Consider the following 14,976-nt stretch of genomic DNA (forward strand, 5'->3'; position numbering starts at 1 on the left):
AATAAGAAGTAGAGAACTTTTGCGTAAGCTTGCCAACTGTGATATAATTTATAATTGCGTAAAAAGGAGAAAATTTATATATAATTAGGAGTTGTTCCCATGAGTACAAAATACGAAACAGGAAACGTTGTAACAGGTAAAGTAACAGGCATTCAGCCATACGGTGCATTTGTTGCTCTTGATGAAAATACACAAGGACTTGTTCATATTTCCGAAATCACACACGGATTCGTTAAAGATGTCAATGAGCATCTAAGTGTCGGAGATGAAGTTAATGTAAAAGTTTTATCAGTTGATGAAGCGGCAGGCAAAATCAGCCTTTCTATCCGCGCGACTGAAGAGCCTCCTGCAGAAGAGCCAAAAGCTGCAGCTGCTGTGAAAAAGCCTAAGCGCCGTCAAGGAAGCGTAAAACCTGCTCCGGCAACTGAAGCTGCTCCAACGGGCTTCAACACTCTTAAAGACAAGCTTGAAGAGTGGATCGAGCAATCCGAGCGTCAAGACCTTATCAAGAAGTAATTTTTGAATGAGAACCGGAACCGGCTTTTTGCAGCCGGTTCTTTTTTTTGTGTAAAAAAACTCTTCTTGTGAGTTTGGTTGTTATTTTTTGTGTCCCTTTTTGGCTTTTTGAGTGACACCAGAATGCACTTTTTGGGTGTCAGGTGTCCCTCGTCGTTTTCTTGAGTGACATCAGAATGCGCATTTTTGGTGTCAGGTGTTCCTCGTCGTTTTCTTGAGTGACACCAGCGTGCGATTTTTACGTGTTAGGTGTCCCTCGTGGTTTTCTTGAGTGACACCAGAATGCGATTTTTACGTGTTAGGTGTCACTCGTCGTTTTCTTGAGTGACACCAGCGTGCGATTTTTACGTGTTAGGTGTCCCTCGTGGTTTTCTTGAGTGACACCAGAATGCGCTTTTTGGGTGTCAGGTGTTCCTCGTCGTTTTCTTGAGTGACACCAGCGTGCGATTTTTACGTGTTAGGTGTCCCTCGTGGTTTTCTTGTGTGACACCAGAATGCACTTTTTGGGTGTTAGGTGTCCCTCGTCGTTTTCTTGAGTGACACCAGAATGCGCATTTTTGGTGTCAGGTGTTCCTCGTCGTTTTCTTGAGTGACACCAGCGTGCGATTTTTACGTGTTAGGTGTCCCTCGTGGTTTTCTTGAGTGACACCAGAATGCGCATTTTGGGTGTCAGGTGTCCCTCATCGTTTTCTTGAGTGACACCAAAATGCGCTTTTTTGGTGTCAGGTGTCCCTCGACGTCTTCCTGAGAGACACCAGAATGCGCTTTTTACTTGTCAGGTGTCACTCGTCGTTTTCTTGAGTGACACCAGAATGCACTTTTTGGGTGTTAGGTGTCCCTCGTCGTTTTCTTGAGTGACACCAGAATGCGCATTTTTGGTGTCAGGTGTTCCTCGTCGTTTTCTTGAGTGACACCAGAATGCGCTTTTGGGGTGTCAGGTGACCCTCGTTGTCTTCCTGAGAGATCTCAGCGTGCGATTTTTACATGTGAGGTGTTCCTCGTCGTCTTTTTGAGAAACACCAGCGTGCGTATTTTCTTATGTCAGGTTTCCCTCGTACAGGATATTGCGGAGTGAATCATCAGGCACCAAAATCCTCTGCTCACTATAGTCTTTTGAAAACCAAGTTTTTAAAAGACGGGGAAAAGGGTATAGAGTAATAGACACAAAATTGAAATGGAGGGTTACCATGAAAAAATCGACTAAGGGTCTGATCGTGGGATCACTGGTTTCAGCAGGTGGAGCAGCACTGGCTACGGCAGCCATCAAGAAGAAGAAAGGTGATGATCCTGAAGTGATAGAGGATACAGATATGAGAAACAGCAAGAAGATTGATCAGAGGGAAAGTCCCGATGCGGATAAAACAGACGAGGAAAAAGGCCTTACAGAATTGGACCACGCTTACCGAGCTGAATGGTCGGCAAATGGCTTTCCTCAGACACACCAGGCTATGGAAGAGTTGAAAGAAGAAGACGAAAAAGACGAAGAAGATAAAAAAGAGTAAAGCAGCCCTGCCATTATTAGCAGCTGACTAGTCTAAATCTATAAGCAAGGAATCCCAACAACCAATAAAGCAGCTGGCCCATTTCGGTCAGCTGCTTTATTTTTATTCTTTTTTAATCTGGACGCCCAATATCAAATTTCTTGATTCGGTATTGCAGATTCTGCCTGCTCATCCCGAGGACTTTTGCCGTTTTGGTGACATTGTAGTCATGATGTAAAAGAGCTTTCTGAATGTAGTAGATTTCCGCCTGCGCCATGTACTCTTCCAGTGGTTTGATCTCTTTGTCTCCGTCAAACAGAAAATCTTCAGCATTCGTGTCCAGCTCCTTCTCACTTGAAAGCTGTGTCCGCTGCCTGAAATGGACTGGCAGCTGGGTGTAGCCGATGGTGTCTTCAGTGCCCATCAAATTAAAGGCGCCTTCAATGACATGTTCCAATTCGCGAACATTCCCGGGCCAGTCATAGTTTTTGAATCTATCCAGCACGGAATCTTCCAAGCCCTTGATTTCCATGCCGAAAAGCCCGTTATATTTTTCGATGAAGAAATGAATCAATGTTTCCAAATCACCCATTCTTTCCCGCAACGGTGGAATAAAGATGGAAACGACGCTGAGCTGATAGTAGAGTTCTTTCCGAAGTCTGCCCTCCGAAATGGCATCAATGGGATCTTCGTTTATGGTGCATATCATCCTGCATTCTATGGGGCTGCCGGCATCCGAGCCGAGCCGGCGGACTTTCTTCTCCCGCAATGCTCTTAACAGCTTTGTTTGCAGCGGCAGGCTCAGCGTATTGATTTCATCAAGAATCAATGTTCCGTTTCCAGCCTGTTCGAATAAGCCGGGGCTTTCAATGGTCTCTTCAGAAACCTTTTTATGAACACCGAATAACAATTCCTCCATTACAGAGTCGGGCAAAGCTGAACAGTTTTGATTGATCACAGGTTCCTTTGCCCGGGGGCTGCCGTTATGGATGCTCTGGGCGAAAAGTTCTTTACCCGTTCCTGTTTCACCTGAAATCAAGACAGGGGAAGAAGTCCTGGAAGCACGCCTGCCGTTTTCCACCACTTCCCTGAATCCGGAATCCTCTCCGATAATATGGTCAAATGTATAATGAAAATCTTCTTTCTTGCTGCGATTCTCGCGGATGAGTTTTTCCAATTTGGTAACATCGCGCGCAATTTCCATCGCCCCGGAAAGCACGCCGTCATGGAAAATAGGATAAGTGTTGTTAATGGTGGTGATCTCGCTGCCTTTTACATTAAAGTAAGTCTGCTTGACATTCAGCGCAGGGATTCCCGTACGCAGTACCTTCAGCAGGGTGCTCTCTTCGCCATAGTGAAATTGAAAGACTTCTAGAAGGTTTTTATCGAGTACGTCCTCGACATCCATTCCCTCAATATTCATCATTTTTTGGTTATATATTATCGTTTTTCCTTCTGAGTTAATAACATGAACGCCTGCATCGATAGAGTCCACTACTTTTTCATAGAGATATACTAACTCCTGCATCCCGTTCCCAAGCATATGGTTTCTCTCCTTTTTGTCTGCTTCCTCTGTAAAAGTTTCAGGAAAATTTCAAAGAATCAGGTTTATAAGTTTGAAAGGCTGTTTAACAGTGTAATAGTGTAATGTGCAAGATAGTTTTTCAGCAAGCGTTTGAAGCTTTTCATGAATGGACGAAAATCCACCTTCATACATATGAAGTTCAACCGTTTTTAAAGAATTGTAAAAAAATTAAACAAAAAGCTTGAAAAACGCAACTATCTTTTGCATTATTATATATGTAAGGGTTTTCCGAATGCAAATATTTTTTGCGCTTCTAATCCTTCATAAAATGAAAATACTAATTTTTTATTCTAGATAAAGGGGGAAATGAATTTGATTCCGTACAAACATGAACCATTCACAGATTTTTCTAAAGAAGAAAATCAGCAAGCTTTTAAAGAGGGCCTAAAGCTGGTGGACAGCTATCTGGGTCAAGATTATCCTTTGACAATCGGCGGAGAAAAGATTACGACTGAAGATAAGATCGTTTCTGTGAACCCGGCAAACAAGGAGCAGGTTGTCGGACGTGTTTCAAAAGCAAGCCGTGAATTAGCTGAAAAAGCAATGAACGAAGCATATGACACGTTTCAGACTTGGAGAAAAGTAAAGCCTGAGACTCGTGCAGACATTCTATTTAAAGCAGCTGCGATTGTACGCCGCCGCAAGCACGAATTCTCGGCTATCCTTGTAAGAGAAGCAGGTAAGCCTTGGAATGAAGCAGACGCAGATACAGCGGAAGCAATTGACTTCATGGAATACTACGGCCGCCAAATGCTGCGCATCGCAGAAGGCTTCAAAGTGGAAAGCCGTCCTGGCGAATACAATCAATTCAACTACATTCCACTGGGAGTAGGTGTAGTCATTTCCCCTTGGAACTTTGCATTCGCAATCATGGCTGGTACAGCTGTTGCGGCAATCGTTTCCGGTAATACAGTCCTTCTGAAGCCGGCATCAACGACTCCTGTTGTTGCAGCCAAGTTCATCGAAGTTCTTGAGGAAGCCGGACTTCCTAAAGGTGTAATCAACTTTATTCCAGGAAGCGGATCTGAGATGGGCGATTATATCGTCGATCATCCGAAAACACGTTTCGTATCGTTCACAGGCTCACGCGATGTAGGAACACGCATCTATGAGCGTGCATCTAAAGTACAGCCTGGCCAAATCTGGCTGAAGCGTGTCATTGCTGAAATGGGCGGTAAAGATACAATTGTGGTTGATAAAGAAGCAGACCTTGAATTAGCGGCTAAATCAATCGTGGCTTCCGCATTCGGATTCTCAGGCCAAAAATGTTCTGCATGCTCCCGTGCAATCATTGTGGAAGATGTCTACGATCAAGTTCTTGAACGTGCCGTTGAACTGACAAAAGAATTAACAGTCGGCGATACCACAGACCGTGAAACATTCATGGGACCTGTTAATGACCAGGCTGCATTCGATAAGATCATGAGCTACATCGAAATCGGTAAAGAAGAAGGCGAATTGATGATCGGCGGAGAAGGGGACGACTCTAAAGGTTACTTCATCAAGCCAACGATCTTTGCACACCTTGATCCGGAAGCACGCATCATGAAAGAAGAAATCTTTGGACCTGTTGTCGCTTTCTCAAAAGCAAAAGACTTCAACCATGCCATCGAAGTAGCGAATAACACAGACTACGGCTTGACTGGTGCCGTCATCACGAATAACCGTGCACACATCGAGCAGGCTCGTGAAGATTTCCATGTCGGTAACCTATACTTCAACCGCGGATGTACAGGAGCAATCGTTGGATACCAGCCATTCGGCGGGTTCAATATGTCCGGTACCGATTCCAAAGCGGGCGGACCAGACTACTTGCTTCTTCATATGCAAGCTAAAACAACATCAGAAATGCTATAAGACTGACAATATAATGGAGCCTTCAAGCGGAGGCTCCATTGATTATAAATGGCTATTTTCTTAAAGATCGTTGCTTTCGGGAAAATCTCAAGAGCCGGATTTTTTTCTGGATACTAAATTTTTCCGCTCAATGGAGAGAGCAGCTCTTTTCTTTCAGGCTTACCAGGATGCTTCAGGTTAATAAGAGATATTTTTCGAAGTGATAATAAACCGCAACAAAGTTTACGAAAAGAGCCTTATAAATAGACATATTTTCATAATTTTTTTTTCATACTTACTAAAACTAATTGATCAGGAGGAAATTCGAATGTCAAAAAACTCTCAATCTATCATTGATCAAACCCAAGAATATGGTGCAAATAACTATCATCCACTGCCAATCGTCATCTCTGAAGCTGAAGGTGTATGGGTGAAAGATCCTGAAGGAAACAAATACATGGATATGCTCAGTGCGTATTCCGCGGTGAATCAAGGCCACCGCCATCCGAAAATCATCCAGGCCCTTAAAGATCAAGCTGACCGTGTGACACTGACTTCACGCGCGTTCCACAATGACCAGCTTGGACCATGGTATGAAAAAATCTGTAAACTGACAAATAAAGATATGGCACTTCCGATGAACACGGGTGCTGAAGCCGTTGAGACAGCTATCAAAACTGCTCGCCGCTGGGCCTATGACAAGAAAGGTGTGGCAGATAATCAGGCTGAAATCATCGCTTGTGTAGGAAACTTCCACGGCCGTACAATGTCCGCTGTTTCTCTTTCTTCTGAAGAAGAATACAAGAGAGGCTTCGGACCGATGCTTCCGGGGATTAACCTGGTGCCGTACGGAGACATCGAAGCATTGAAAGAAGCGATCACTCCAAATACAGCTGCATTTTTGATTGAACCGATTCAAGGGGAAGCAGGAATCGTAATCCCTCCTGAAGGATTCTTGAAAGCAGCATATGAGCTGTGTAAAGAAAATAATGTCTTGTTCATCGCGGACGAAATTCAGGCCGGTCTTGCGCGTACTGGAAAAATGTTTGCCTGTGAGTGGGAAGATGTTGAACCGGATATGTATATCCTTGGCAAAGCCCTGGGCGGCGGTGTTTTCCCAATCTCCTGTGTTGTGGCTGACAACGAGGTGCTGGGTGTATTCAATCCAGGTTCCCACGGTTCAACTTTTGGAGGAAACCCTATGGCATGTGCCGTATCGGTTGCGTCACTGGAAGTGCTGGAAGATGAAAAGCTTTCCGAGCGTTCCCTTGAATTGGGAGAGTACTTTATGAACAAGCTGAGGGAGATTGATAACCCTAAGATCAAGGAAGTCCGTGGAAGAGGATTATTCATCGGTGTTGAGCTGACTGAACCTGCCCGCGGCTACTGTGAGCAGCTGAAAGAAGAAGGCCTGTTGTGCAAAGAAACTCATGAAACAGTCATCAGGTTCGCTCCTCCATTGATCATCAGCCAGGAAGACCTTGATTGGGCGATTGAGCGCATCCAGAAAGTCCTTTCAAAATAAGGTTTCTATTTTCTTCAAGGTTTAATCAGCTGTCTGTCATCAGAAGCTGAATGAGACATGTAGGTTGAATGGGTGTAGTGAGGCCGGCCGGTCCTTGGCTCTTCACATAGTAAGGCCCCTGATTTGAGTAGAATACCCTATATTAAATGTATTGGAAATCGTCCTTTCATACAGTTTTATATTTTTATGGGTGTTTCCAAGGAATATAAATATCCAACCCAATGTTTTAACGAGGTATGATTGGAGCGGAAGGTGTGCGATCTCCTGCGGGATTAGCGGGCGTCTAGTTCCAGCACCTAGCCCCTCGGGGTCAAATAACCCCAAGAGATAAAAAGGAAGACCGCTTTTTTTCTCTTGAGAACATTTGCCTGTCGGGGCTGACCAAGGTGCTTCCACTTTTGAAGACAGGTGAGACTCCACAGGCGAAGCCGAGGAGGCTCAGCGCCCGCCCTGCGGAGTCGTACGCCTGGAGCGGAAATCTACTTTATACTTGGGATATGTTTACGAAATATAGCATTTAATATCCTGTAATATATTAAGAAATAGTAAGGTTGTATGTTACAATAACAACGGTTTAGACTACACAATAAAGAGGCGAATTTTTCAATGGGAGAAAACCTGAATCTGTTTACATCTACTCAACATGTCATCAACGATGCTCTTGGCAAGCTTGGCTATAACGAAGAAATGTTCGAGCTGCTGAAAGAGCCGATTCGTATGCTGACTGTACGTATCCCTGTACGTATGGATGATGGAAGCATTAAAGTTTTTACAGGTTACAGAGCTCAGCATAATGATGCAGTCGGCCCTACAAAAGGCGGCGTCCGCTTCCATCCTGAAGTGGATGAAGAAGAAGTGAAAGCATTATCGATGTGGATGAGCTTGAAATGCGGAATTGTCGATCTGCCGTATGGCGGGGGAAAAGGCGGTATTATCTGTGATCCGAGAACGATGTCCTTCACTGAGCTGGAGAAGCTCAGCCGAGGCTACGTCCGGGCAATCAGCCAGATTGTCGGTCCGACGAAAGACATCCCGGCCCCTGACGTTTATACAAACTCACAGATCATGGCTTGGATGATGGATGAATACAGCCGTCTGCGTGAAAATGATTCCCCTGGATTTATCACAGGAAAGCCATTGGTTCTGGGCGGATCGCAAGGGCGTGAAAAAGCAACAGCTCAAGGCGTCACAATCTGCATCGAGGAAGCTGCCAAGAAAAAAGGCATCGATATAAAAGGTGCCAGGGTTGTCGTGCAGGGCTTCGGTAATGCGGGCAGCTTTCTGGCAAAATTCATGCATGATGCAGGCGCGAAAGTCATAGCAATATCAGATGCACACGGAGCACTTCATGATCCTAAAGGCTTGGATATTGATTATCTGTTAGATCGCCGTGACAGCTTTGGAACCGTCACAACCTTATTTGATAACATCATCTCTAATCAGGAATTATTGGAACTGGACTGCGACATTCTTGTCCCTGCGGCCATTTCCAATCAAATCACTGAAAACAATGCCGATAAAATCAAAGCATCCATCGTAGTCGAGGCAGCGAATGGCCCAACAACGTTTGAAGCAACAAGGATCCTCTCAGAGAGGGACATTCTCCTAGTGCCGGACGTATTGGCGAGTGCCGGAGGAGTAACGGTTTCATACTTTGAGTGGGTGCAGAATAACCAAGGTTATTACTGGACAGAAGAAGAAGTGAATGAAAAACTTCACTCCAAAATCGTGGATGCGTTCAATAATGTTTATGAAACGTCTATGAACCGCAGAGTCAACATGCGCTTGGCAGCCTACATGGTAGGAGCCCGCAAGATGGCGGAAGCTTCCAGGTTCAGAGGCTGGGTTTAAAAGAATGCCGATCAGGTTTTGTGCCTGTTCGGTTTTTTTAGTTTTTAAGGAATGGCGGCTCACTGGCGCTGGAACCTAATAGCTACAGCTTTTAGAGAAATGTCGTTTCGCCGATAAACACGTGTTTTTCGCCGATAAATTTTAAATAATGCCGATAAACTTAGGGAACCGCTGATAAAAGAGCGGCTCTCGCCGAAAAATCCTCTTTTACCGCCGATACTCTGCCCGGCGGCTCCAGCACGGAAGTTGAATCACCTGAAACCAATTTAGAGAGCAGGACAACCGAAGTTTAAAAGTAAATACTCGGGTAAAGGTATATAATGATACTAAATCACTCAATTCAAGGAGAGTTTTTAATGAGCGGAATAACCATACCAGAGAAATCAAAAGAGGAAGTGACGGCAGCGGTTGACCTTCAGAAAGCCTATTATGGGTCAGGCAAAACAAGACCGCTGGAAGCAAGAAAAGCTCACCTCAAGAAATTGGGTGAAGTGCTTCGTGAGAATGAATCCAAAATCCTGAAAGCTTTGCATGATGATTTAAATAAATCTGAAAGAGAAGCCTACACGACGGAAATAGGGATCTTACTTGAAGAAATCAACTTTACATTGAAGAATCTGGACTCTTGGGCAAAGCCGAAAAAAGTGAAAACAGCGGTGACCCATTTTGGTTCTAAAGGGTATCGTATACCGGAACCATATGGCGTTTCTTTAATCATCGCGCCGTGGAATTACCCTATCCAGCTGGCGATTTCACCGTTAATCGGGGCTTTGGCGGCAGGGAACACAGCCATTTTGAAACCATCTGAAATCACTCCGAATACCTCCAGGGTTCTGGCTGAAATCTTTGATGACTTTGAAAAGGGATTAATTCATGTCTTGGAGGGCGGCGTCGAAACGAATCAGCTTCTTCTGGATCAGCCATTCGATTATATATTTTTTACAGGAAGCGTTCCTGTAGGGAAAATAGTGATGGAAGCAGCATCGAAGCGTTTGATTCCTGTCACGCTTGAATTAGGAGGAAAGAGCCCTTGTATTGTGCACGAGGATGCAGACTTGTCTCTCGCGGCGAAGAGGGTGGCATTCGGAAAACTGGCCAATTCCGGACAGACCTGCATAGCACCGGATTACCTGTTCGTCCATGAAAATGTGAAAGAATCATTCGTAGAAGAATACAAGAAAGCGGTTCATGAGTTCTATGGGAACGAGCCTTTCCAAAGTGATCAGTATGGTAAGGTAGTGAATGAGCGTCACTATACACGCTTGAAAAGCTATTTAAGTGATGGAGAAGTGATTTATGGAGGAGGTTTCAGTGACGAGACTCTTCAGATTCAACCTACTCTGTTGAAGCCCCGTTCAACCGAAGTCCCTGTCATGACAGAAGAGATTTTCGGACCGATCTTCCCGGTGCTTACCTATGGCAGCCTGGAAGAGGTTAAGTCTTTTGTTACAAGCAGGCCTAAGCCGCTTGCTCTTTACTTGTTTACTGGAAGCGAAAATGTAGAAAGAGACATTACTGAAAATCTTTCCTTTGGGGGCGGATGCATAAATGACACGCTCATGCATATCGTGACTCCTCATCTTCCATTTGGAGGTGTAGGGGAAAGCGGGATAGGCAGCTATCATGGTGAGAGCAGTTTCTCGACGTTTTCACATTATAAAAGTATCCTGAAGCAAACCACGCGTTTTGATTTTTCGTTTAAATACCCCAACTCCAAAAATGGGCTGAAAATCCTGCGCAGACTTCTAAAATAGAAACAAAAGCGTAAGCGCCTTGCACAGCCCCGACAGGCAAATGTTCCAAAGAGAAAAAAAGGCGGTTTTCCCTTTTATTCTCTTTGGGTTATTTGACCCCGAGGGGCTAGGCGCTGAAGCTGGACGAAACAAAAGCGTAAGCGCCTTGAACAGCCCCGACAGGCAAATGTTCCTCAGAGAAAAAAAGCGGTCTTCCCTCTTATTCTCTGAGGGTTATTTGACTCCGAGGGGCTAATTCCGTTCTAGTGGGTACGGACCCTCAGGCGTTGAAGCTGGATGTGGTTAACGCAGTAAACTTAGCTCCCAAAAAAAGACAAACTCCCTTTTCCGGAGTTTGTCTTTTGTCATTTTTATCGAGTTGGACGGGCTTCAGGAGACTGCTCTGCTTCTTCAGAAGGAGCAAACAGAAGACCAATATTGATTAAGCCGGCGATCCCGACCAAACCATAAATCAGACGGGCAAGCGCTGAATCTTGTCCGCCGAAGATAGCGGCAACAAGATCAAATTGGAAGAACCCTACAAGGCCCCAGTTGATAGCTCCAATGATAGTAAGGACCAGTGCAATGCGTTGAATTGTACTCATGTTGTTACCTCCTTATTGAGTAGGCGCCGGTTACGATAGAAAGTACACTCGGCACTTTTTATTTAATGTTTCACTCATAGCTTGTTGTTTTTCCTGTTTTATTATGCATTCCCTTTTAAAAAAATATCGCTGTGCATTTTCTTTGCAATAAGGGAACATTATACTCGATAATAAAGACAAGGTAAGGAAACCCAAGCTTTTACATATGGGGTATCCCTTATAAACAAATGAGAATTAAAGATGCTGCATAGTAAATAGAGGAGGCAACTAAATGAACAGTTTTGCTTTTTATAATCCGACGAAATTGATCTTTGGTAAAGATGAAGTGGAAAAATTAAAGGAAGAAATTCCTCAGTACGGGAAAAAGGTTCTTCTAGTTTACGGAGGAGGAAGCATTAAACGCAATGGTCTCTACGATAGAGTGACTGGCCTTTTAAAAGAAATAGATGCTGAAGTCCATGAACTTTCCGGTGTGGAACCGAATCCGCGTATCTCCACTGTAAGAAGAGGAGTGGAAATCTGTAAAAACGAAGGCATCGAGGTATTGCTGGCAGTAGGAGGCGGAAGTGTCATCGACTGCACCAAAGCTGTTGCTGCGGGCGCTAAGTATGATGGCGACGCTTGGGATCTTGTGACAAAGAAAGCTGCTGCTGAAGAAGCCCTTCCGTTTGGAACCGTTCTTACACTTGCTGCGACAGGATCGGAAATGAATGCTGGATCGGTCATCACCAATTGGGAAACACATGAGAAATATGGCTGGGGAAGTCCGGCTGTATTCCCTAAATTCTCGATTCTAGATCCGCAGAATACCTTTACAGTACCTAGAGACCAAACCATATATGGAATGGTTGATATGATGTCGCATGTGTTTGAACAGTACTTCCATAATGCGACGCATACTCCTTTGCAGGACAGATTGTGTGAATCCACATTGAAAACAGTGATTGAAACAGCGCCACAGCTTCTGGACAACCTGGAAAGCTACGAGCATAGAGAAACTATCCTTTACTCCGGTACAATTGCCCTGAACGGAATGCTTCAAATGGGCTATCGCGGTGACTGGGCGACTCATAATATCGAGCATGCCGTATCAGCTGTATACGATATTCCGCATGCAGGCGGTTTGGCAATTCTTTTCCCAAACTGGATGAGACATAATATTGACGTCAATCCAGCCCGTTTTGCACAAATGGCTGTTCGTGTTTTCGATGTGGACCCTGAGGGTAAAACAGATAAGGAAATCGGTTTGGAAGGAATCGATAAGCTCTCCGCATTCTGGAGCAGCCTCGGAGCTCCTTCAAAACTTGCCGATTATGACATCAATGACGAGAACATCGATGTAATGGCGGACAAAGCAATGGCCAATGGAGAATTTGGTTATTTCAGCTCCTTGAAACATGAGGATGTAAAAGCTATCTTGAAAGCTTCACTATAAAGATTACTATGGGACTGTCCTTTAACGGGTGCAGTCCCCTTTGTTCATCTTAGTCCCATTACAGGAAAGGATTTTTAAATGAGACCTGTATTTTATGCGATTTTGGGCATCTTTGCGGTTTCTGCTTTATTGGGCTGGGCACACTATGAGTCAAAGGAGAGAACCATCGTTGCGTTTGGAGATTCCCTGACCTATGGCTTGGGGGATAAGGGAGATGAAGGGTATGTTGATAAGCTTGAATCTGTCCTTAACCAAAAATACGAGACAGGGCCGATTGAGATTGCCAACTATGGAATTGTCGGGCAGGAAACCAACGGCATACTGAACCAGCTCGAGAACCCGGAAACCCGTGAAGAAGCAAGTAAAGCCGACGGAATGATTGTATTTATTGGCACCAATGACTTGATCAACAGCAACGGAGGCGACTTGGATAATCTTCAAGAAGCGAAAATCCACGAAGGAAAGGAAGATTACCGCAGGAATTTGACTTCGATTTTGAATACCTTAAGAGAAGAAAATCATTCTGCGCCCATTCACTTAATCGGTCTATATAATCCGTATCCCGGTAGTTCGGAGATAGAAAGACACATCGACCAATGGAACGACTTGAATAAGAAGCTTGCGGCAGAGTATGAGGGAATATATTTCATCCCCCTGAACGGAGTTTTTAAAAACAAGTCCAAAGAGGAATATTTCAGTGACTCCCTGCATCCGAATGAGAAGGGATATAAGCTGATTGCATGGAGGATTCTGAACGATTCACGGCTATTTCGTGAAAGTTTATAGAAAAAACCATTTGGTATCGCTTTCACATCAGTTCCTTTCTTGATTATCATCACGGCTTTCGATAAAGTGGATTAAGGAATAATTTAATAGGAGGTAATAGATATGACACATGTACGCTTTGATTATTCAAAAGCTCTTTCCTTTTTTGGAGAACATGAAATTACATACTTGAAAGATGCTGTAAAAACGGCGCACAACTCTTTACATGAAGGAACAGGGGCAGGAAGCGACTTTCTAGGATGGGTCGACCTTCCGGAAAATTATGATAAAGAAGAGTTTTCCCGCATCCAGAAAGCTTCCGAGAAAATTAAAAATGATTCTGATGTCCTTCTTGTTATTGGAATCGGCGGTTCGTATTTGGGAGCAAGGGCAGCTCTTGAAATGCTTAACCACAGCTTTTATAACGCGCTTTCCGGTGAACAGCGCAAGACGCCTCAAGTCCTGTTTTTAGGAAACAATATCAGCTCCACTTATATGACTGATTTGATGGATCTTCTTGAAAATAAGGATTTCTCCATCAACGTCATTTCCAAGTCAGGAACAACAACGGAACCTGCCATCGCATTCCGTATCTTCCGCAAAAAGTTGGAAGAGAAATACGGTGCAGAGGAAGCGAAAAAACGTATCTATGCAACAACGGATAAAGCTAAAGGCGCCCTTAAAACATTAGCGAACGACGAAGGATACGAAACATTCGTGGTACCTGATGATGTAGGTGGACGCTATTCTGTTCTTACAGCAGTGGGGCTTCTGCCCATCGCTGTTAGTGGAATCGATATTGATGCCATGATGAAAGGTGCAGCTGCAGCTCGCCAGGACTTCAGCACGGACAACTTAGAAGAGAATCCTGCGTACCAATATGCAGCAGTAAGAAATGTCCTTTACAATAAAGGAAAAACAATTGAAATGCTGATCAACTATGAGCCGGGTCTTCAATACTTCTCAGAGTGGTGGAAGCAGCTGTTCGGCGAAAGTGAAGGAAAAGACCAGAAAGGAATTTTCCCTGCATCAGCTAATTTCTCCACTGATCTTCATTCTATGGGGCAGTATGTCCAGGAAGGAAGAAGAGACCTGTTTGAAACGGTCATCAAGGTTTCAGAACCACGCCATGAACTGACCATTGAAGAAGCGGATAGCGATCTTGACGGCTTGAATTATCTGGCAGGCCAAACAGTCGACTTTGTGAACAACAAAGCGTTCCAAGGAACATTGCTTGCTCATACAGACGGCGGCGTGCCGAACCTGATTGTCGAGATACCGGCAATGGATGCCTACACATTCGGATATCTTGTTTACTTCTTTGAAAAAGCTTGTGCAATCAGCGGCTACCTTCTGGGAGTCAACCCATTCGACCAGCCTGGAGTAGAGGCTTACAAAGTGAACATGTTCGCTCTATTAGGTAAACCAGGATTTGAAGAAAAGAAAGCAGAGCTTGAGAAGCGTTTGAAATAAGAAATAGAAAAGCTGACATCCACTGGGTGTCAGCTTTTTTGTATAAACTCAATCTCCACTTTGTTAATAAATCAAACAGAGTAAAAGTAGTAACTAATCTGTAGAAGGATTTGCGGTCCAATGAGCTCCCCATTTTTGAAGGATAATGGCCCGTAACCAGGATTTGCGGTC

At 44.3% G+C, this 14,976-nt stretch carries 11 protein-coding genes; 9 read left to right on the forward strand and 2 right to left on the reverse strand.

The window, feature by feature from the left end; translation table 11 throughout:
- Positions 1-99 precede the first annotated feature (99 nt).
- Together yugI and FZC79_RS17265 are read left to right on the forward strand one after the other, a co-directional pair.
- A complete protein-coding gene (gene yugI / locus FZC79_RS17260) occupies positions 100-516 on the forward strand; it encodes a S1 domain-containing post-transcriptional regulator GSP13 (RefSeq protein ID WP_148947999.1) in 417 nt (138 codons plus the stop codon).
- Between the two features lie 1,187 nt (positions 517-1,703).
- Positions 1,704-2,018: a hypothetical protein gene (locus tag FZC79_RS17265; protein WP_148948000.1), complete on the forward strand. Its 315-nt coding sequence runs from the start codon at positions 1,704-1,706 to the stop codon at positions 2,016-2,018.
- A gap of 112 nt (positions 2,019-2,130) precedes the next feature.
- Here FZC79_RS17265 and FZC79_RS17270 read toward each other — a convergent pair whose 3' ends face one another.
- On the reverse strand, positions 2,131-3,540 hold the full coding sequence (locus tag FZC79_RS17270; RefSeq protein WP_148948001.1) for a sigma-54 interaction domain-containing protein: 1,410 nt from the start codon (positions 3,538-3,540) through the stop codon (positions 2,131-2,133).
- Positions 3,541-3,888: 348 nt separating this feature from the next.
- Between FZC79_RS17270 and pruA the strand changes: the two genes are divergently transcribed.
- The 4 genes from pruA to FZC79_RS17290 all read left to right on the forward strand — a co-directional run bounded on the left by pruA (position 3,889) and on the right by FZC79_RS17290 (position 10,548).
- Entirely contained in the window at positions 3,889-5,439 is a 1,551-nt protein-coding gene (pruA, locus tag FZC79_RS17275) for an L-glutamate gamma-semialdehyde dehydrogenase (RefSeq protein WP_148948002.1), read from the forward strand.
- Positions 5,440-5,746: 307 nt separating this feature from the next.
- Complete coding sequence (locus tag FZC79_RS17280; RefSeq protein ID WP_148948003.1) at positions 5,747-6,943, forward strand: ornithine--oxo-acid transaminase; 1,197 nt, start codon at positions 5,747-5,749, stop codon at positions 6,941-6,943.
- Between the two features lie 606 nt (positions 6,944-7,549).
- Entirely contained in the window at positions 7,550-8,794 is a 1,245-nt protein-coding gene (locus FZC79_RS17285) for a Glu/Leu/Phe/Val family dehydrogenase (RefSeq protein WP_148948004.1), read from the forward strand.
- A gap of 356 nt (positions 8,795-9,150) precedes the next feature.
- The gene (locus FZC79_RS17290; protein WP_148948005.1) at positions 9,151-10,548 is read left to right on the forward strand and encodes an aldehyde dehydrogenase; all 1,398 of its coding nucleotides are present in this window, start codon (positions 9,151-9,153) and stop codon (positions 10,546-10,548) included.
- 350 nt (positions 10,549-10,898) lie between these two features.
- Here FZC79_RS17290 and FZC79_RS17300 read toward each other — a convergent pair whose 3' ends face one another.
- On the reverse strand, positions 10,899-11,132 hold the full coding sequence (locus FZC79_RS17300; RefSeq protein ID WP_148948006.1) for a DUF378 domain-containing protein: 234 nt from the start codon (positions 11,130-11,132) through the stop codon (positions 10,899-10,901).
- 271 nt (positions 11,133-11,403) lie between these two features.
- On the opposite strand from FZC79_RS17300, the gene FZC79_RS17305 reads away from it, so the two are divergent.
- From FZC79_RS17305 to FZC79_RS17315, 3 genes are all read left to right on the forward strand, one after another.
- On the forward strand, positions 11,404-12,567 hold the full coding sequence (locus FZC79_RS17305) for an iron-containing alcohol dehydrogenase (protein ID WP_148948007.1): 1,164 nt from the start codon (positions 11,404-11,406) through the stop codon (positions 12,565-12,567).
- A 78-nt stretch (positions 12,568-12,645) separates the two neighbouring features.
- Positions 12,646-13,353 carry a GDSL-type esterase/lipase family protein gene (locus tag FZC79_RS17310; protein WP_148948008.1) on the forward strand — a complete coding sequence of 236 codons (708 nt, stop codon included), beginning with the start codon at positions 12,646-12,648 and terminating at the stop codon, positions 13,351-13,353.
- A 102-nt stretch (positions 13,354-13,455) separates the two neighbouring features.
- Positions 13,456-14,805, forward strand: a complete 1,350-nt coding sequence (locus FZC79_RS17315) for a glucose-6-phosphate isomerase (protein WP_148948009.1) — start codon at positions 13,456-13,458, stop codon at positions 14,803-14,805.
- The last annotated feature ends 171 nt before the right edge of the window (positions 14,806-14,976 follow it).

This window comes from Rossellomorea vietnamensis, assembly GCF_008180615.1.
GTDB lineage: Bacteria > Bacillota > Bacilli > Bacillales > Bacillaceae_B > Rossellomorea > Rossellomorea vietnamensis_D.

Excerpts from the sequence above, each read along its gene's own strand:
- yugI (WP_148947999.1), top strand. The coding sequence starts at position 100 with ATGAGTACAAAATACGAAACAGGAAACGTTGTAACAGGTAAAGTAACA.
- FZC79_RS17265 (WP_148948000.1), top strand. The coding sequence starts at position 1,704 with ATGAAAAAATCGACTAAGGGTCTGATCGTGGGATCACTGGTTTCAGCA.
- FZC79_RS17270 (WP_148948001.1), bottom strand. The coding sequence starts at position 3,540 with ATGCTTGGGAACGGGATGCAGGAGTTAGTATATCTCTATGAAAAAGTA.
- pruA (WP_148948002.1), top strand. The coding sequence starts at position 3,889 with ATGAATTTGATTCCGTACAAACATGAACCATTCACAGATTTTTCTAAA.
- FZC79_RS17280 (WP_148948003.1), top strand. The coding sequence starts at position 5,747 with ATGTCAAAAAACTCTCAATCTATCATTGATCAAACCCAAGAATATGGT.
- FZC79_RS17285 (WP_148948004.1), top strand. The coding sequence starts at position 7,550 with ATGGGAGAAAACCTGAATCTGTTTACATCTACTCAACATGTCATCAAC.
- FZC79_RS17290 (WP_148948005.1), top strand. The coding sequence starts at position 9,151 with ATGAGCGGAATAACCATACCAGAGAAATCAAAAGAGGAAGTGACGGCA.
- FZC79_RS17300 (WP_148948006.1), bottom strand. The coding sequence starts at position 11,132 with ATGAGTACAATTCAACGCATTGCACTGGTCCTTACTATCATTGGAGCT.
- FZC79_RS17305 (WP_148948007.1), top strand. The coding sequence starts at position 11,404 with ATGAACAGTTTTGCTTTTTATAATCCGACGAAATTGATCTTTGGTAAA.
- FZC79_RS17310 (WP_148948008.1), top strand. The coding sequence starts at position 12,646 with ATGAGACCTGTATTTTATGCGATTTTGGGCATCTTTGCGGTTTCTGCT.
- FZC79_RS17315 (WP_148948009.1), top strand. The coding sequence starts at position 13,456 with ATGACACATGTACGCTTTGATTATTCAAAAGCTCTTTCCTTTTTTGGA.